Source organism: Candidatus Symbiopectobacterium endolongispinus (assembly GCF_018777385.1).
In the GTDB taxonomy this organism is placed as follows: domain Bacteria; phylum Pseudomonadota; class Gammaproteobacteria; order Enterobacterales; family Enterobacteriaceae; genus Symbiopectobacterium; species Symbiopectobacterium endolongispinus.
Window position 1 is genome coordinate 131,130 of record NZ_JAFJYB010000008.1, and the last position, 17,825, is coordinate 148,954.

The 17,825-nt window shown below is 50.4% G+C and carries 14 protein-coding genes and 7 pseudogenes; 7 read left to right on the forward strand and 14 right to left on the reverse strand.

Annotated elements, in window-relative coordinates:
* Window positions 1–7 precede the first annotated feature (7 nt).
* The 7 genes and pseudogenes from JZM30_RS22590 to flgL all read left to right on the forward strand — a co-directional run bounded on the left by JZM30_RS22590 (window position 8) and on the right by flgL (window position 7,314).
* Window positions 8–760, forward strand: a complete 753-nt coding sequence (locus tag JZM30_RS22590; protein WP_252321397.1) for a flagellar basal body rod protein FlgF — start codon at window positions 8–10, stop codon at window positions 758–760.
* A gap of 28 nt (window positions 761–788) precedes the next feature.
* A complete protein-coding gene (gene flgG / locus JZM30_RS22595) occupies window positions 789–1,571 on the forward strand; it encodes a flagellar basal-body rod protein FlgG (RefSeq protein ID WP_252321398.1) in 783 nt (260 codons plus the stop codon).
* Between the two features lie 127 nt (window positions 1,572–1,698).
* A pseudogene (locus JZM30_RS22600) lies at window positions 1,699–2,409 on the forward strand (flagellar basal body L-ring protein FlgH).
* 47 nt (window positions 2,410–2,456) lie between these two features.
* Window positions 2,457–3,540: pseudogene (locus JZM30_RS22605) on the forward strand (flagellar basal body P-ring protein FlgI).
* Window positions 3,540–4,502 carry a flagellar assembly peptidoglycan hydrolase FlgJ gene (gene flgJ, locus JZM30_RS22610; protein WP_252321399.1) on the forward strand — a complete coding sequence of 321 codons (963 nt, stop codon included), beginning with the start codon at window positions 3,540–3,542 and terminating at the stop codon, window positions 4,500–4,502. Before JZM30_RS22605 ends, flgJ begins: the two are co-directional and overlap by 1 nt.
* A gap of 129 nt (window positions 4,503–4,631) precedes the next feature.
* Window positions 4,632–6,320 (forward strand): annotated as a pseudogene (gene flgK, locus JZM30_RS22615) (flagellar hook-associated protein FlgK).
* Between the two features lie 30 nt (window positions 6,321–6,350).
* Window positions 6,351–7,314 (forward strand): annotated as a pseudogene (gene flgL / locus JZM30_RS22620) (flagellar hook-associated protein FlgL).
* Between the two features lie 177 nt (window positions 7,315–7,491).
* Here flgL and fliR read toward each other — a convergent pair.
* The 14 genes and pseudogenes from fliR to fliF form a co-directional block, all read right to left on the reverse strand.
* A complete protein-coding gene (gene fliR / locus JZM30_RS22625) occupies window positions 7,492–8,280 on the reverse strand; it encodes a flagellar biosynthetic protein FliR (RefSeq protein ID WP_252321400.1) in 789 nt (262 codons plus the stop codon).
* Between the two features lie 2 nt (window positions 8,281–8,282).
* Complete coding sequence (gene fliQ / locus JZM30_RS22630; RefSeq protein ID WP_252321401.1) at window positions 8,283–8,552, reverse strand: flagellar biosynthesis protein FliQ; 270 nt, start codon at window positions 8,550–8,552, stop codon at window positions 8,283–8,285.
* Between the two features lie 19 nt (window positions 8,553–8,571).
* A pseudogene (fliP, locus tag JZM30_RS22635) lies at window positions 8,572–9,344 on the reverse strand (flagellar type III secretion system pore protein FliP).
* Window positions 9,341–9,520 carry a FliO/MopB family protein gene (locus JZM30_RS24930; RefSeq protein ID WP_367115894.1) on the reverse strand — a complete coding sequence of 60 codons (180 nt, stop codon included), beginning with the start codon at window positions 9,518–9,520 and terminating at the stop codon, window positions 9,341–9,343. The pseudogene fliP and the gene JZM30_RS24930 overlap by 4 nt, the downstream one beginning before the upstream one ends.
* Before the next feature lie 248 nt (window positions 9,521–9,768).
* Entirely contained in the window at window positions 9,769–10,176 is a 408-nt protein-coding gene (gene fliN, locus JZM30_RS22645; RefSeq protein WP_252321402.1) for a flagellar motor switch protein FliN, read from the reverse strand.
* Window positions 10,169–11,182 (reverse strand): flagellar motor switch protein FliM, encoded by a 1,014-nt coding sequence (gene fliM / locus JZM30_RS22650; RefSeq protein WP_252321403.1) that lies wholly within the window; start codon window positions 11,180–11,182, stop codon window positions 10,169–10,171. Before fliM ends, fliN begins: the two co-directional genes overlap by 8 nt.
* Before the next feature lie 5 nt (window positions 11,183–11,187).
* Window positions 11,188–11,667, reverse strand: coding sequence for a flagellar basal body-associated protein FliL (fliL, locus tag JZM30_RS22655; RefSeq protein WP_252321404.1), 480 nt, complete (start codon window positions 11,665–11,667; stop codon window positions 11,188–11,190).
* A 155-nt stretch (window positions 11,668–11,822) separates the two neighbouring features.
* A complete protein-coding gene (locus tag JZM30_RS22660; RefSeq protein ID WP_252321405.1) occupies window positions 11,823–12,098 on the reverse strand; it encodes a hypothetical protein in 276 nt (91 codons plus the stop codon).
* A 33-nt stretch (window positions 12,099–12,131) separates the two neighbouring features.
* Entirely contained in the window at window positions 12,132–13,160 is a 1,029-nt protein-coding gene (locus tag JZM30_RS22665) for a hypothetical protein (RefSeq protein ID WP_252321406.1), read from the reverse strand.
* The gene (gene fliJ / locus JZM30_RS22670; RefSeq protein WP_252321407.1) at window positions 13,157–13,603 is read right to left on the reverse strand and encodes a flagellar export protein FliJ; all 447 of its coding nucleotides are present in this window, start codon (window positions 13,601–13,603) and stop codon (window positions 13,157–13,159) included. The genes JZM30_RS22665 and fliJ overlap by 4 nt, the downstream gene beginning before the upstream one ends.
* Before the next feature lie 8 nt (window positions 13,604–13,611).
* Window positions 13,612–14,982, reverse strand: a pseudogene (gene fliI, locus JZM30_RS22675) (flagellar protein export ATPase FliI).
* On the reverse strand, window positions 14,982–15,695 hold the full coding sequence (gene fliH, locus JZM30_RS22680) for a flagellar assembly protein FliH (protein WP_252321408.1): 714 nt from the start codon (window positions 15,693–15,695) through the stop codon (window positions 14,982–14,984). The pseudogene fliI and the gene fliH overlap by 1 nt, the downstream one beginning before the upstream one ends.
* A complete protein-coding gene (fliG, locus tag JZM30_RS22685) occupies window positions 15,688–16,680 on the reverse strand; it encodes a flagellar motor switch protein FliG (protein WP_252321409.1) in 993 nt (330 codons plus the stop codon). Before fliG ends, fliH begins: the two co-directional genes overlap by 8 nt.
* A pseudogene (fliF, locus tag JZM30_RS22690) lies at window positions 16,677–17,825 on the reverse strand (flagellar basal-body MS-ring/collar protein FliF); the annotation flags it as partial. The gene fliG and the pseudogene fliF, both read right to left, overlap by 4 nt.

Sequence of the window (17,825 nt, forward strand, 5' to 3'; positions counted from 1 at the left end):
ATATTCCATGGATCACGCTATTTATACCGCGATGGGTGGAGCTAGCCAGTCACTTGAAAAGCAAGCGATCACGACCAACAACCTGGCGAATGCGTCAACACCAGGTTTCAAGGCTCAATTGGCTGCGTTGCGCGCTGTACCTATCAATGGACCGACGTTACAAACGCGTACTCTGGTGGTGGCCTCCACTCCCGGGGCGGATATGTCGGAAGGTGTGATGGATTACACCGGGCGTTCCATGGATATTGCACTGCCAAAAGAGAGTTGGTTGGCAGTGCAAACCGCGAATGGTGAAGCCTATACTCGCAATGGGAATATGGAGATCAATGCTGATGGTCAGTTGACCATCCAGGGGCGCGTTGTCGTTGGAGACGGCGGCCCGATTGAGATTCCACCCAATGCGCAAATCAGTATTTCCGCTGATGGTACTATCTCCTCACTCAATGCAGGCGATGCTCCCAATACGATAGCTCAGCTAGGTCGCTTAAAACTGGTGAAAGCAACTGGGCAAGAAGTAACGCGTTCTGACGACGGTTTATTTCGTTTGACCCAAGCGGCCCAGCAGCAGCGCGGCAACGTATTACAGAATGACCCCACTGTACGAATCATGCCCGGCGTACTTGAAGGCAGCAATGTCGATTCAGTCGGTGCCCTGGTGGATATGATTGCTAACTCACGTCGCTTTGACATGCAGATGAAAGTGATTAGCAGTGCCGACACTAATGCTCAGAGTGCCAATCAACTATTGGCAATAAGCTAACACGCCATTTGCGTGAAGGAGTTGCTTTATGATCCGTTCGTTGTGGATTGCAAAAACCGGTTTGAACGCACAGCAAACCAATATGGACGTCATCTCCAACAACTTGGCGAACGTCAGCACCAATGGGTTTAAGCGTCAACGCGCCGTGTTTGAAGACCTGCTGTATCAAACCATTCGCCAGCCAGGTGCTCAGTCGTCGGAACAGACAACGCTGCCTTCTGGTTTACAATTGGGTACCGGGGTTCGCCCAGTGTCTACTGAGCGAATTCATACTCAGGGTGGGATGTCGGAAACCGGAAACTCCAAAGATGTCGCTATCAATGGGCAAGGGTTTTTCCAAGTGCAGATGCCTGATGGTACGACGGCTTATACCCGTGCCGGCGCATTTCAACTGGACGGTAATGGTCAGTTGGTAACCTCAAGTGGCTATCTGGTTCAGCCAGCCATCACGATTCCTGCCAATGCCACGGAACTCACCATTGGTCGCGATGGTATTGTCAGTGTCAAGTTGCAAGGGCAGACGGCAACGAACCAGATTGGGCAAATGACGTTAGCGACCTTTATCAATGACAGCGGCTTGGAAAGCATTGGTGAAAACCTCTATCTGGAAACCACCAGTTCAGGTGCGCCCAATGAAACCAACCCTGGTTTGAACGGGGCTGGCCTGTTGTATCAAAAGTTTGTAGAAACCTCTAACGTCAACGTGGCAGAAGAATTGGTCTCAATGATCCAGACGCAGCGTGCGTATGAGATCAACAGTAAGGCTATATCTTCCTCCGATCAGATGTTGCAGAAATTGACCCAGCTGTAAAACTGGGCGATTAACGGGGCGATGGTGTGGATAAAACGGCAATACATTTGATATCTGGTTTATTCTGTCATTGCCCCGTTGAGTATGAATAAATGGGCAACCTTTTAAGGTGATATCCGTAGTGATGATGCAAAGGCCGGTTACCAAGTTGTTGTGCCAACCGCAATCGCTGATGTTGGTCGTGATGTTGACGCTAAGCGGTTGCGCTTATATTCCTCATGATAAAGTGGTTAACGGCCCCACGTCCGCGCAACCAGCGCCACCTACGACTGCAGCGCCAAATGGTTCTATCTTCCAGGCTGTTCAGCCTATGAATTATGGCTATCAGCTGATGTTTGAAGACCGTCGCTCGAGAAATGTAGGTGATATATTGACCATTGTTCTACAGTAAAATGTCAGTGCAAGTAAGAGCTCGTCGGCTTCTGCCAGCCGCGACGGCTCCTCGTCATTTGGTGTGACGACTGCACCGCGCTATCTGGAAGGTCCATTAGGTAATAATCGCGCTGACCTTGAAGCTTCAGGCAAAAATGATTTTGCCGGCAAAGGTGGAGCCAATGCTAACGACACCTTCAGTGGCACTATTACGGTGACAGTGGGGCAGGTGTTAGCGAACGGTAACTTGCAGGTTGTGGGCGAAAAACAGATTGCCATCAATCAAGGTACCGAATTTATACGCTTCTCTGGTGTTGTGAGCCCGAGAACCATCAGCGGTACTAACTCTGTGCCTTCGACTCAGGTGGCCGATGCCCGTATCGAATATGTGGGTAACAGTTATATCAATGAAGCGCAAAACATGGGTTGGTTGCAGCGTTTCTTCCTCAACGTTTCTCCGTTCTAAGCTAAGTGAAGAGGTACTGAATGCGGATCGCGTCGTTTTTTAGCCTGATGTTAGCCTTAGTGGCTTTCCTGCCTGCAAGTTCGCAGGCCGACAGGATCCGTGACCTTGTCGATATACAAGGCGTGCGGGAAAACTCCCTGATTGGTTATGGTTTGGTTGTGGGGCTTGATGGGTCTGGTGATCAGACGATGCAAACACCTTTTACCACGCAAACCCTGACCAACATGTTGTCACAGTTGGGTATCACTGTGCCGGCAGGCACTAACATGCAGTTGAAAAACGTGGCAGCAGTGATGGTGACAGCCAAACTCCCGGCCTTTGGCCGTGCTGGGCAATCCATTGATGTGGTTGTCTCTTCAATGGGTAATGCCAAAAGTTTACGCGGTGGCACGCTATTGATGACCCCGTTAAAAGGGGTGGATAACCAGGTTTATGCGTTGGCGCAAGGTAACGTACTGGTCGGCGGCGCAGGTGCGGCCGCCGGCGCCAGCAGCGTGCAAGTCAACCAATTGGCGGGCGGTCGCATTACTAACGGCGCAGTGATTGAGCGGGAACTGCCTTCGACCTTTGGTGCTTCCAACCTGATCATGCTGCAATTAAAGCAGGATGATTTCTCCATGGCGCAGCGTGTGAGTGATGCCATTAATCGCTCCGGTCTGGGGGGGCAGCGCCACGCCAGTTGACCCACGTACTATTCAGGTGATCGCCCCGCGTGGCAATAGTTCTCAGGTGCGATTTTTGGCAGACGTACAGAATCTTGATGTGAATATCGGCGTGCAGGATGCCAAGGTTATCGTTAACTCTCGCACCGGTTCAGTGGTGATGAACCGTGAAGTGACATTGCAAAGTTGTGCGATTGCGCAGGGTAATCTCTCTGTCACTATCAACCAGCAAAATGTTGTAAGCCAACCAGATACGCCGCTGGTGGGTGGGCAAACCGTAGTCACTCCTCAAACCGAAATATCACTCCAGCAGGGTGGTGGTGCATTACAGCTGGTTAACGCCAGCGCCAATCTGAATAACGTAGTGCGTGCGCTGAATTCATTGGGGGCGACACCGATGGAGTTGATGTCGATTTTACAAGCAATGCAGAGTGCAGGTTGTCTGCGCGCTAAACTGGAAATCATCTAATGGTCGATATTCAGTCGCTCAATAATGCCGCGTATGACGCGCAGTCACTCAATTCACTCAAACGCGAAGTTTATACCGATCCGCAAAGCAAAGAGGGAATTCGGGCAGTAGCGCGCCAGATGGAAGGCATTTTTGTTCAACTGATGATGAAAAGCATGCGCTCGACCTCTATAGAGGATGGGCTGCTCAATAACGACCAAACGCGGCTCTATACCTCAATGTATGATCAGCAGGTGGGGCAGCAAATTGCATCTGGCAAATGGCTGGGGTTGGCTGATGTTATGGTTAAGCAACTTACGGCTACGCAGAACGTAGGGAGCCCTTCTTCCACCGCGGCCGAGGAAAGTGTTCCAGAAGTCCCATTACGTTTTGACGGTACACTGCTCAGAACAATGCCGACAGCCGAGGTAGAGCAGATGGTGCGTAAAGCCTTGCCAAAATTACCTTCCAGCGGCTCGGCGTTGCCGCTCTCCAGCAGCAATTTTGTTTCGCAACTCGCTGTGCCTGCGCAGATTGCCAGCCAACAAAGCGGGATCCCTTATCACTTGATTATGGCTCAGGCCGCGCTGGAGTCCGGTTGGGGACAACGCGAAATTCCAACGGCGGATGGTCGTCCGAGCCACAACCTGTTTGGTATCAAAGCGGGTAGCAATTGGGATGGCCCTGTTACCGAAATCACCACCACAGAATATGAAGATGGCGTGGCGAAAAAGGTCAAGGCAAGTTTTCGTGTTTATGATTCTTATATGGATGCGTTGGGTGATTACGTCAAATTGCTGACCAACAACCCACGTTATAGCAATGTGGCAGCAGCAGGCAGTGCTGAGCAAGCTGCCCACGCCTTGCAGCGTGCAGGCTATGCTACCGATCCTCAGTATGCGCAAAAGTTGATCGCCATGATTCAACAAATGAAGAATACCAGTGAAAAAGCAGTTAAGGCTTACACACATGATTTAAGCTAACTATTTTGATTTTTTTCTTAAGATTTTCCCTGTTTTGCCGATAACCTGAATCAGCGATGAAAGTGAATAAAGCACTTTCGGCATATTCTCAACGTGTACGGCATTTACGCCTGTAGAAAGGAAGTTTACATGTCCAATTTGGTAAATACCACGATGAGTGGGTTGAAGGCAGCACAGGCAGCATTGAGTACAGTCAGCAACAATATCAGTAATCAGGCGGTTACTGGATACAGCCGACAGACTGCGCTGATTGAACAGGCCACAGGAACAAGCACAGGCGGTGTTTATATCGGTAATGGAGTGAATCTCGTATCCATTAATCGTGATTATAACCAATTTATTGCCAGCCAATTGCGCTCAGCACAAGCCACCAGTAGTTCGGTAACTACCAGCTACGAACAGATATCGAAAATTGATAACTTGCTGGCAAGCAGTACAACCAATCTCTCTACATCCATGCAGGAATTTTTTACCAACCAGCAAAACGTTGCGAATAATGCAGGCGACTCATCAGCCCGTCAAACCATGATCGGCAAAGCGCAAGGGTTGGTAAACCAGTTTCAGGTTACCGATAAATACTTGCGTGACATGGAATCAAGCATTAATAGCGAAATCAAAAGCGTGGTTGGGCAGATAAATACCTACACCAGTCAGATTGCTAATCTGAATAAAGAGATTACGCGTTTGCAGGGGGCTAATCAGGGGGCTCAACCTAACGATTTGCTCGATCAGCGCGATTTGTTGGTGGATGAACTCAACAAATTGGTGGGTGTGGACGTCACAATTCAAGATGGCTCTATTTACAATGTGTCACTCAAGAATGGTATGAACTTGGTTCAGAGCACGCGCAGCTTTGATTTGGTAACGATTCCCTCTAGCAGCGATCCACAGCGTGTTGCTGTGGGATATGACGATCCGACTGTTGGTGTTAGTGAGCTCCGTGACAGCACCTTATCCGGGGGTAAACTCGGTGGGTTAATTTCTTTCAGAACTGATACCCTTGATACTACACGTAATCGGGTCAACCAATTGGCGCTGGCGTTCGCGGATGCGTTTAATACCCAACATAAAGCCGGGTATGACTATAACGGTGTTCCTGGCGGTGATTTCTTCGAATTTGGCTGACCTGTTGTTTACGAAAATAGCAAAAATACCGGTAATGCGGTATTAAATGCGACCTACACCGATACAAAATCGGTGCAGGCAACAGATTATTCGATGCGTTTCAATGGCACTTCATGGGATATCACGCGTACCGCTACTAATACCAAGATAACGGGGCTGACTCCGGATGCCGATGGCAAGTTTTCGTTTGATGGACTTGAAGTCACAATTACAGATGGTGCCACCCCAACAGCGGCAGGTGATACTTATCTGCTTAAACCGGTAAGTGATGTCATCATTGATATGAAAGTGGCCATCAGCGATCCGAATAAAGTGGCTGCAGCTTCAACCAAGCTGGATGAAGATGGAAACGAAGTGCCCGGCGAGTCAGGTGGTCCCAGTGACAACACCAATGCCAAGGCACTCTTGGCGTTGCAGAATGAAAAAATTGTGGGTAATACCGCGACATTTACTGGCGCCTACGCCAGTATCGTGGGTTATATTGGTAACCAGACCAACACGTTGAAGATCAACAGCCCCGCACAGAAGAACGTTGTTACACAGCTTACTGCTCAGCAACAGTCCGTATCGAGTGTCAATCTGGACGAAGAATATGGCGATCTGATGCGTTACCAGCAGTATTACATAGCCAATGCGCAAGTGATTCAAACTGCACAGGCACTTTTTGACGCGTTGTTATCTATCCGCAGCTAATTGGCGATCGAATAAAGAGGAACTTATACCATGCGCTTAAGCACCAGCATGATATATCAGCAGAATATGAATGGTATTCTGAATGGCCAGTCAATTTGGCAGAAAGCTGGCGAGCAATTAGCCAGTGGTACGAAAGTCTCGACACCTTCTGACGATCCGATCTCTGCCTCTCAGGCAGTCATGATCGGGCAGGCCCAGGCGGAAACTTCTTAATATACTTTGGCCAGAACTTTTTCTCGTCAAAATATGTCACTGGAATTGACGGTGCTGGAAAGCGTTGTCACGGCGGTGACCTCGGCTTCGACAACCGTGATCAGTGCCGGCGGTGTTGGAAGTAACGATGACCGTAACACTCAAGCCGAAGTTCTTGAGGGGGCTGAAAGCACAATTACTGAATATTGCCAGTACTACAGATGGCAATGGTAATTATATTTTCGCAGGCTATCAGACAACGACAGCACCTTATGTGCAAGATCTTATAACCAAAGTAGTAACCTACACGGGTGGGCATACGGCAATTTCGCAACAAGTTGATTCCAGTCGCACTATGACGGTAAGTAATATTGGACCACAGGTATTCAACGGTGCGACGGGTGATGCAGCGAAAGAGCCCGATGGTTCTATCCAAAAAGATCTGTTTGCTACGTTAGATATCGCTATCAATGCACTGAAAACACCGATTGCTGACGGTGATAATGCGGCGCGTGCAACGCTTCAGAGTTCACTGGATACGGCAAATAGAGGACTTCGGAACTCACTGAATAACGTCTCGTCTGTTCAGTCTACGCTCGGTATTCAGTTAGAAGAACTTGATCAGTTGGATGCGATTGGGGCTGACCGCACGATGGCAAACTCGCAGGCAAAAAGCGCATTAGTGGATACGGACTGGGTATCTGCTATTTCGACTTATATTATGCAACAAGCTTCATTACAAGCTGCTTATACCACATATCAAAATATGTCGGGTATGTCACTGTTCCAGATTAATCGGTAATTGACGACGGTGATGCGGCACAGATTTGAATACGCTTAAACCGGGCGTATTCTTTTGGTATTTCATTTCAATAATGACGTGCTGCTTTTTGTTTTACTTATCTTTTTTTCCTCTTTTTTGCACCGAATTCTCCCAACAATAATTTTCTATCTTAGCGTCGAATTGACTGGAATAAGCTCAGGGCGTGATGGCAAGCCGCGTCAGTACATCGGCGAGGATATCGAATACCTCACCAAAAAGATGTTCGGCAAAGGGAGCCAACAGAAAGAGCAGCATACCAACTGTCATGATACCGACAGTCAACGTAAGCGAAAGCCAATCACAAAAAAAGGTAAGCTGCGGCGCAACGCGATTCAGTAACACTAAAGCAATATTGAGTGCCAGCAACAGCGTAATCAAAGGCAGCGCGAGCATCACACCTTTAATGAATATCAAACTTCCTGCGCGCGCCAGGCCCAAAAATCCATCACTACTCAGCGGTGCGGGGCTAATAGGCAGCGTATGAAAGCTATCGGCGATCAGAGATATCATCCATAAATGACCATTGAAAGCCATAAACAACAACATGGCCATGATATTCAGAAAACGCGCAAGTACTTGCATGTTGGGTCCACCAGTGGGATAAAAAAAGGTGGCAAATGCCAATCCCATCTGCATACCGATGAGTTCGCCCGACAGCCTGACTGCAGCAAAGGCCAATTGCATAGTAAACCCGAGAGCGGCACCAATAAGCAGTTGCTGGAGAATAATCCAGACACCGGCTGAAGAAAATAAGGGTGTTGTGTTGATGGGCAAATAAGGCGCAACGAGCATAGTAATGACAATTCCCAGACAGATTTTAACCCGAGCTGTAACAGCGCGTTCATTGAAAACTGGGCAGGTGGTAATTAAAGCAAGGATACGAATCAGAGGCAGTAGGAACTGATTGACCCAGATGTCCCATTGTGTGCTATCAAGCGTCAGCATGACTAGCCAATGATCGTCGGCAACTGACCGAACAATGTGCACATATAATCGAGCATCAGGCTTAGCATCCAGGGCCCTGCGATCACCAGCGTGAAAAACACGGTTAAAATTTTGGGAATGAAGGAGAGCGTCATTTCGTTGATCTGGGTTGCAGCCCGTAACAGACTGATAATCAAGCCGCTGAATAGCGCTGATAACAGAGGTGGGGCTGCTAGCGCCAGTGCGACCTTCATTGCTTCATAGCCTAAAGCCATTACGGATTCTGGCGTCATCGGGCGACCTTAGTAGGAATTAACTGTAAAAACTTTGCGCGAGTGAACCGAGCAACAATTGCCATCCGTAGACCAGTACAAACAGCATAAGCTTGAACGGTAACGAAATGGTGGCCGGCGGTACCATCATCATACCGAGCGCCATCAACACACTAGCAACCACCAAGTCGATAATCAAAAAAGGAATAAAAATGGTAAAGCCAATCTGGAAGGCGGTTTTCAATTCACTGGTGACAAACGCAGGTACCAGGACGCGCATCGGAACCGCCTCTGGCCCCTGGATTTCCCCCATCTGGGCCAGACGCGTAAACAATGCCAGGTCGGCTTGTCGTGTCTGGCCCAGCATGAATTCGCGTAAAGGCTGAGCACCGCGCTCAATGGCCGTTTGCATGCTGATTTGTCCTGACTGAACGGCACATAGGCCTCATCGTAAACCCGGTTCAGAACTGGAGACATGATGAAAAAAGTCAGAAACAGCGTCAAACCCAACAGAACCTGGTTGGGGGGCGCGGTTGGTGTGCCTAATGCGTTACGCAATAAGCCCAAGACAATGATGATACGCGTAAAACAGGTCATCATCAGCATGGTGGCCGGAATAAACGTCAATGACGTCAGGAACACCAGCGTTTGAACCGGTAAGGTCCAACTCTGACCGCCATTGGCTAGGGGCTGGCTGATAATTACCGGCAACTGTGCCCAGACAGCGGGTGTAAAGAGCAGCAGAATGGCGGCGAGTGCCGGCAGTCTGCGCTTCAGTATTGAAAACGATGGAATATGAAGACGCACTTTCATTCCGATTTTTCCGGACGTTTGATGACTTTGTGTAATAATTGCCGGAAATTGGCCGGTATGGCCATCTCGCCAGCAGGCGCGTCGTCCATTTCTTGAGCGGGCAGCGTGTGCAACGGCGTAATCTGTTGTGCCGTTACACCCAGTACCAGCCAGGTATCCTCAATTTTGACCACCACAACGCGTTCGCGTTGCCCGACCTGGCAGCTTGAAACTACCTTGACCAGATTATTTTGTCTGACAGGGGGGTTAACCAGAGCTTACGCACCACCCAGGCAATCGCCAGAATGAGCATCAAAACACCAACCAGCACGGTGCCTACCTGAGTAAGCAGCGTACTGGCGGGGAAGGGGGGCGGTGGTAACCTGCGTCGTGGCCTGAGAGAACGGTGCCGAAGGCGCAGGAGCAAGAGGTTGGGTATCGGCCATTAGAGACTCAAACGACGCATCCGCTCAGAAGGCGTAATAATATCTGTAATACGTACACCATATTTATCCGATACCACCACTTCACCCTGAGCAATCAGATAGCCGTTGATCAGAATATCCAAGGGTTCACCCGCTAACCCATCTAACGCCACCACGGAACTCTGCGTTAAGCGCAGCAGTTCTTTGATGGTCATCTTAGTGCGGCCGAGTTCAACGGTCAGCTTTATCGGAATATCGAGGATAAGGTCAATATCCTGCAAACTGCCGAGTGCATCGGAAGGATCCAGACTTTTGAAGATATTGTCCGTTGCGCTTGGTTTTTCTGCGGCTTGTTGCTCGTTAAACGCATCAGCCCACAGATCGTCCACGGATTCCTTGTCGTCGGACGGTTGCTTGGTGTCACTCATTGGGCTGTTCCTCATTATTTAGAGAATTCAAAATAGGGTTAATCAAATGTTCGACGCGTAACGCATATTGCCCATTCTGCGTGCCGTATTGACTAGTCAGTACCGGAACGCCATCAACGTGTGCAATGATGCGATCGGGCTTATCAATAGGCAATACATCACCCGACTGAAGTTTTAATACTTTGGAAAGCCGCAGCGGTATATCAACAAAATTGGCCACTAACTCCAATTCAGAATGTTGCACTTGCTTGGCTAATGTTTCGCGCCAATTCTTATCTTCCTGGCGGGAGTTTTCCAAGGGGGGATTGGTCAGCACTTCGCGCAACGGTTCAATCATCGAGAAGGGGATGCAAATGCTGAACTCACCCAACAGTGTACCAATTTCAACATGAAAAGGCGTAGTCACCACAATATCGTTCGGTGATGTCGTGATGTTGGTGAATTTTACCTGCATCTCAGAACGCACATACTCGATGTCGAGTTTGTAGATGGCATTCCAGGCTTCACCATAGGCGTCAAGTGCCAAACGCAACATGCGTTTTACGATACGCTGCTCGGTGTTAGTGAACTCGCGTCCTTCCACTTTGGTAGGAAAGCGTCCATCACCGCCGAACAGGTTGTCTACCGCAATGAACACCAGACTTGGCGAAAACACAAACAACGCCGTACCACGCAACGGTTTCAGGTGAATCAGGTTAAGGTTCGACGGCACCGGCAGGTTGCGCGCAAACTCATGGTAAGGCTGTATTTTAATTGCACCAACGGTGATGTCCGGGCTACGTCGTAGCATGTTGAACAACCCCATACGGAATTGACGTGCAAAGAGTTCATTGATGATCTCCAGCGCTTGCATACGTTCACGAACGACACGTCGCTGCGTATTGGGATCATAAGGCTTGACATCGCCGTCCGATTTCGCGGCGGCGTTGGCACTGCTGGCATCATCACTGCTGCCGCCGTTGAGCAATGCGTCAATTTCTGCTTGAGAGAGAATGTTATCGCCCATAAGAATTACCGCAAAATAAAGGCAGTGAATAACACGTCAGTAACGACCTGATTCGGCTGTCCGGGGACAAGTGGGGGGCTAAGCACCTGCTTGATTTGTTCAATCAGCTTCTGCTTACCCTGCTCATTTGTCAAGGTGATGGCATCCTGACGCGACAACAGCAATAACAAGCAGCTACGCACCTCAGGGAGGTAATTCGTCAAACGTGTTCTGGTTTCTTCGTCTGACAGACGTAATGTGAAACCGACATAAAGTACCCGATCGGGGTTATTGTCTGCATTGACCAAATTGACAGTGAACGTGTCCAACGGCATAAATACGGGCGTTGGAGGCGGTGGCGCCACTTGCTGCTCAGCGGAAGAGGACTTGTGGTACAAGATCCACCATGCTACGCCCGCAGCTCCTGTTGCCGCCAGCGCAATGATAATAAGCAGTATCACCCAGATAGATCGCTTACGCCGTGAACCAGCTTGCATGTCAGACATAGTCAAAGATAATTCCTGTTATTAATCAATATTTAATGCCAATATAGAGCAGCACTAAATGAATATATGATGTTAATGATTATCCGGTCCATTCGTCCATTCAATACAAGGAATAAACCAGAAAAATCGCGCTAACTTGTTCGTTTACCTAATGGTTATGCAAAAATATCGACACCGCTCACTGGTCTTGCGCGGACTGTGCTTGACATATCAATCTCGCTTGCTTCATCGCCATAGGGCGCGGAAGACGCAAATTGCTGTCGATAAGATGCGTTGTTATCACCGGTATCGTTGTTATTGCTCGCCATTTGCTGTTGGGCTTGCTGCCAACCGCTATTATCACTCGCTACGCTGCTTTGGCCGAGGTTGATACCGCTTTCTGCCATGGCTGTACGCAAGTGAGGTAACGCAGCCTCAAGGGCACTACGCACCTGACTGTTTGCCGATGCTAAATGAATTTGTGCCTAATTATCATCCAGTCGCAGCGAAATATGCAATGTGCCCAGTTCTTCAGGGTGCAACCGTAATTGTACGCTTTGCTGCCCGTTGCGGCTGAGCATGATGATTTGCTGACCAAGAGAGTCCTGCCACTGGGTTGTGCCTAATTGCGCATTTAACTGTGCGCTCGCACCCGGTTGTGCAATGTTGTTCGTCATTGAGGTCTGTGCATTGGGTGCCAGACTCACCGGAGTCGTATGTGCGGTCAACGGCATTTGGCTGCCATTGCTATCCTGTTTGGCTACATCGGCGATGGTGTGGGCCACAGCTGCCGATTTATCCTGCATGGCACTGCTGTCATCAACCTGTGCCTGGATGCGCGCCGCATCGTTTGATGTTGCACGACTGTTCTTGGCATTGGATGCGGCCGTTGACAGCGTATCACTCCCGCTAGTCAGCGTATCGCGCGCGGCGAGTGTACCAAACAAGGATGCAGACGCGCTTGCGCTATCAGCGGTATTTTGCTGTGCTGACTGATTCAAACCAGGTATTGACAGCGACTGTGCTGCCTGAAGCAAAGACGACATCTCGCCACTTTGTGGCGTAGCGGCAGTTACTGCTGGCGATAACATCGCCAGCAGCGCTCGCACTGCTTGGGTGTCGGTTGATGAAGCCTCGGCGTTACCCTTCTCAAGGGTGGTGTCTTTGCCTTGAACAAAAGACTTTAGCAATGACGTCACCAGTTCTGACAACGTTTTGTCATCCAGATTGCCTTGCCCGTTAACGGCGTTGAGCAGGGTATTCAGATCCTGCTGGCTTAAATCAATATCTTGTGCTGTCAACGCATCCAACAGTTTTTGCTTGCTGTCTTTTCCACTCAGCGCCACTGTGTTTTCAGATGGCACGGCGGTGGTGATCGCTTTATTTGGCAGGTGCAGAGATAACAGTTGAACGAAATCCTGAGGCAGTTGATCCGTTGTAGGCAACCCCGAAGCCGATCCTGCGGTGTCACTGACCCCGGTGCTCGCTGTTGTGGTAACGATTGGCAGCATCATAAATCTGTTTTCCTCAGAGAGGCCCGTTGGGCAAATTCATCCATCCGTTTTTGATCGAGGCGGTTCTCGTGTGCGAGCTGTCTGATATCTTCTCTTTCTTGTAGCGTCTCGAACGCATTGAGGCGCTTTTGTTTTTCCTGCCAGGTTTTCATCGCCAGATCCAGGCGCGAATTCCAGTGTTGCAGTTGTTTCTGATGCTGATCAATAGCGACGTCCAGCGTTTGAATAAATTGCTGGAAATTCTGCCAACTGGTGTTGGCCATGCCCTCAAACATCGTCACTTGTAACCTACCGCGATAATCTTCCTGATAGTTTAACAGCATATTCAGTTGTTGTTCAGCTTGTTGATAGGCTTTACGCACTTGTCCCAATTGGGTCGCTGCTTTTTCGACCTCTTTTTGGGCTAATTCACGTAGTGTAACCAGCGGTGACTGCGTTTTCATCTGCCCTCCTACTCGCTACGGGGAAAAATGACGTTTAAAGCCTGACAAGAGGCTTCATAACCACTGCGTTCAAACATGCCTTGCTGCAAAAAATCCTGAAGCTGTGGGTAGAGGCGAATAGCCTGGTCAAGCGTCGGATCGCTGCCCGGCGCGTAAGCCCCCACGTTGATCAAATCCCGGTTACGTTGGTAACTGGAGAGTAATTGCTTAAACAATCTTACCGAGGCGTAGTGCTTTTCATCAATTAGCGCGGTCATGGCGCGGCTGATTGACGCTTCAATATCAATGGCCGGATAGTGACCGGATTAGTCCAACTGGCGCGACAGGACAATATGTCCATCCAGAATAGCACGCGCGGAGTCCGCAATCTGGTCCTGCTGGCCATCACCTTCGGTCAGCACCGTATAGAACGCGGTAATCGATCCGCCGCCGTGAATACCATTGCCCGCACGTTCAACCAGCGCAGGGAGCTAGGCGAACACTGACGGTGGATAGCCTTTGGTGGCCGGTGGCTCACCTATAGCCAACTCAATTTCACGCTGCGCCATGGCATAACGCGTCAGAGAATCCATGATCAGCAATACGTGCTGACCGCGATCGCGAAAATCTTCAGCAATACGCGTTGCATAAGCGGCTCCCTGCATACGCAACAGGGGAGAGACGTCAGCAGGCGCGGCGATGACCACTGAACGCGCTCGCCCTTCGTCACCAAGTATGTTTTCAATAAAATCTTTCACTTCGCGACTGCGTTCGCCGATCAATCCGACGACGATAACGTCTGCTTTGGTATAGCGTGCCATCATACCCAGCAGCACGCTTTTACCGACACCGGAACCGGCAAACAAGCCCATACGTTGGCCACGGCCCACGGTTAACAGTGCGTTGATGGCGCGCACGCCCACATCCAGTACATCTTCAATCGGTGTACGCTGTAGTGGGTTAAAAGGCGCAGTCATCAGCGGTGCGCGATAGCCGGTTTCCGGGGGCGGTAAACCATCAAGCGGTTTAGCGCTGCCATCAAGCACGCGACCAAGCAACTCCGGCCCTAAAGGCAATTGCTTCCCTTGCACCACACCCTGCGTCGTGGCACGGGCATAGACTCTCGCATCCGGCGTGATGCCTTCCATTTCTTCCAGTGGCATCAGGAACAGGCTCTGACCGTTAAAGCCAACTACCTCGCACTCAACTTCATCTGTTTTAGTGCCCATGTGGCGTTCAATCAGGCAGGTAGCGCCTAAGGGCATTTGTAGTCCTGTCGCTTCCAGCACCAACCCGGTCGCACGCTTTAAGCGCCCGTAACGACGCACGGACGGTGTCTCCTTGATGCGCTTTTCGAAAGCGTCCAATTCGGCAAACCAACGTGCGAGGTGATGGGCCATCATAACTCTCCCGGCGCGGCCAATCGGCATAGCTCATGCCAGCGCGTGGCGAGGCTGGCATCGAGATCGCCTTCCTCTGCGCTCACTTTACATCCGCCTGGATGCAGTTGACCGTCGGCTAACAATCGCCAGCCGTGCTGTTCCAGTGTGGGTCCAAGCGCTGCTTCTACGCGTTCGAGATCGCTGGGGTTGACCCGTAATTGCGCTTTCCCACTGAACAGAGGCTCTTGCTGGATCAACTGTTGAATCTGATGCTGCAACGCGGTGCCATCGCACAGCGATGCCTGACCAATAATCTGTTTCGCAACGGTCAGGGCTAATTGCGTCAAGCGCGCTGGAATAGCGCTGTCCATAGCATCCAATGTCTGCTGGAATGAACTCACCAACTGCTGCATATGCTCAATCATCGGCTGCTGTTGCAGCAAGGCATCTTGCGTACCTTGTTGCGTACCAGAAGTCAGCCCTTCCTGATACCCTGCGTCATAGTCTTGTTGGCGTCCTTCGGCAAAACCTGCTTCACGCGCCTGCCGCATGGTCTGCTCACGCATACTTTCCAGTTCCGCCTCAAACGAGCGGAATTGATCCACCGACTCTGGGGCTGCTTCTTCTGGCTCGACAACGTCGATTTCCGGTTCAGGCTCGGCATCAAACGGGGATGCCAAATCTTTCAGCTTCCAGGGCTTCCAAGCCATGTTGTCAGCGGCATCAGACATAAGCATCCTCGCCGCCACCGATGATCATCTCGCCGCTGTCGGCCAGATGACGCACAATAAGCAGGATGGCTTTCTGTTCGTTTTCCACTTGAGACATGCGAACCGGGCCGCGAGTCGAGAGATCGTCGCGCAGAATTTCTGCCGCACGTTGCGACATATTGCGCAGGAACTTCTCGCGCAACGGCTCGTCGGAGCCTTTCAGTGCCAACAGCAGCGATTCGGATCCCACTTCCTGCAACAGGCGCTGGATACTGCGATCGTCCACATCGATAAGGCTTTCGAACAGGAACATTTCGTCGATGATTTTTTGTGCCAGTTCGCCATCGAACTCGCGCACAGCATCGATAACCGCCTCTTCCTGCTGGCTCTTCATAAGGTTGATAATCTCGGCCGCAGTACGAACACCACCAATTTTGCTGCGTTTCACGTTCTGACCATCCAGCAAGCCATTCAACACTTCGGTCAGTTCTGCCAACGCTGAAGGTTGAACGCCGCCGAAGGTGGCAATACGTAGCATGACATCGTTACGCAACCGCCCATCAAACAGTGCCAGAATATTCGCAGCCTGCGCCCGTTTTAAATGCACCAGGATGGTTGCAATGATTTGTGGGTGCTCGTCGCGAATAATATCTGCGGCAGTTTGCGGTTCCATAAAGTTGAGGGTTTCGATACCGCCGCTCGTTTCGCGGCTTTCAAGAATATCCTCCAACAGGCTGGATGCGCGCTCTTCGCCCAGCGCTTTCACCAGCACCGAGCGCAGATAATCACCGGCATTGACGCTCAATGCGGCGTATTGTTCTGCTTCCATCTCGAACTCTTTGAGTACTTCTGCCAATTGTTGCGGCAAGACTTGGCGCAGATTTGCCATTGCCGTACTCAAATGCTGCACTTCACGCGTTGAGAGGTGGGTAAGTACCTCTGCTGCGCGATCTTCGCCCACGGTCATCAACAAGATGGCGCTCTTTTCTGTACCTGTCATACTCATAGTTCAGTACTCATCCATTGGCGAATCACCAGGGCGACGACGCGCGGATCGTTTTCTGCCAGATCGCGTACACGCTGGCTTTGCAACTCGGTGTTGATGCGTTGTTGTGAGCGACGTTGCAGTTCTTCTTCGTCTTTGCTCAGCTTGACGATGACATCGTTAGAATTGTCGCGCATTTGTGCCGCTGCATTAGCCGCAGCCAGCTGTTCCTCACGTTTCTTGAATTGCGGTCTTACCAGCTTACGCCAAACGATCCAAGCGACAATAAGAACCACACCGTCCGACTTCAACCATCAGTTCGAAGAAGGCCTGTTTCTGCCAGAAGGGGAGTTCGCTAGCAGCATCACTGGTAGACATAAACGGTGTGTTGACAACGTTTAATGAGTCACCACGCTCTGTTGAAAAACCCACGGCTTCGCGCGCAACGGTGTCAATTTGCCTTATCTGCTCTTCCGACAAGGCGATGGGCTTACCGTCTTCCCCAGGTGGCAGATAGTTGACTATAACGGCAACAGAAAGACGTTTAATGCCTCCGGTGCTGTGTTTAGTATGCAGAATTGTCTTATCAACTTCGTAGTTTGTTGTTGCATCATTACGTGAGTTTGACGTTTGTATAACCGCATTACCTTGCGCGCCCGTAGCTACATTTTGATTCTGCTGATTGGCCTGCTGCGGGTTCTGGTTATTGTTTTGATTTTGGTTCGCGTTGTTAGCATTAGCGGCGTTATTTGCCGGTGTTGCTATAGGCGCTGTGGGTGCCGGTGCCGGCTGGTTAGATAATGCACCAGGGACGCCCCCCACGTTGGGCCCACCACGTTGCTCACTTTGACCGGTTTGTTGTGATCGAATAGCGGCTTGATTTGGTGCTGAATTGGGCTGGTATTGTTCATCGGTTTGCTCACGTGCGGAAAAGTCGACCTGTGCTGTCACTTGCGCATGCACGTTTCCACCGCCGACAATCTGGGCAATAATGGCTTCAATGCTGCGCTGATACATAGACTCGATTTCTGTCACATATTTCAGCTGTGTCGCATTCATATCGCGTCCAGCGGCACCTGCGGAGGTGGGCAGGCGGCCCATCTGGTCTACAACGGTGACGTTATCGGGGGGGGGGGGCAAGCCGGACACGCTGCTTGAAATCATGT

Excerpts from the sequence above, each read along its gene's own strand:
- JZM30_RS22665 (WP_252321406.1), bottom strand. The coding sequence starts at position 13,160 with ATGATGCTGCCAATCGTTACCACAACAGCGAGCACCGGGGTCAGTGAC.
- fliN (WP_252321402.1), bottom strand. The coding sequence starts at position 10,176 with ATGAGTGACACCAAGCAACCGTCCGACGACAAGGAATCCGTGGACGAT.
- fliG (WP_252321409.1), bottom strand. The coding sequence starts at position 16,680 with ATGAGTATGACAGGTACAGAAAAGAGCGCCATCTTGTTGATGACCGTG.
- JZM30_RS22590 (WP_252321397.1), top strand. The coding sequence starts at position 8 with ATGGATCACGCTATTTATACCGCGATGGGTGGAGCTAGCCAGTCACTT.
- fliL (WP_252321404.1), bottom strand. The coding sequence starts at position 11,667 with ATGTCTGACATGCAAGCTGGTTCACGGCGTAAGCGATCTATCTGGGTG.
- fliM (WP_252321403.1), bottom strand. The coding sequence starts at position 11,182 with ATGGGCGATAACATTCTCTCTCAAGCAGAAATTGACGCATTGCTCAAC.
- fliR (WP_252321400.1), bottom strand. The coding sequence starts at position 8,280 with ATGCTGACGCTTGATAGCACACAATGGGACATCTGGGTCAATCAGTTC.
- flgJ (WP_252321399.1), top strand. The coding sequence starts at position 3,540 with ATGGTCGATATTCAGTCGCTCAATAATGCCGCGTATGACGCGCAGTCA.
- fliQ (WP_252321401.1), bottom strand. The coding sequence starts at position 8,552 with ATGACGCCAGAATCCGTAATGGCTTTAGGCTATGAAGCAATGAAGGTC.
- fliH (WP_252321408.1), bottom strand. The coding sequence starts at position 15,695 with ATGTCTGATGCCGCTGACAACATGGCTTGGAAGCCCTGGAAGCTGAAA.
- flgG (WP_252321398.1), top strand. The coding sequence starts at position 789 with ATGATCCGTTCGTTGTGGATTGCAAAAACCGGTTTGAACGCACAGCAA.
- fliJ (WP_252321407.1), bottom strand. The coding sequence starts at position 13,603 with ATGAAAACGCAGTCACCGCTGGTTACACTACGTGAATTAGCCCAAAAA.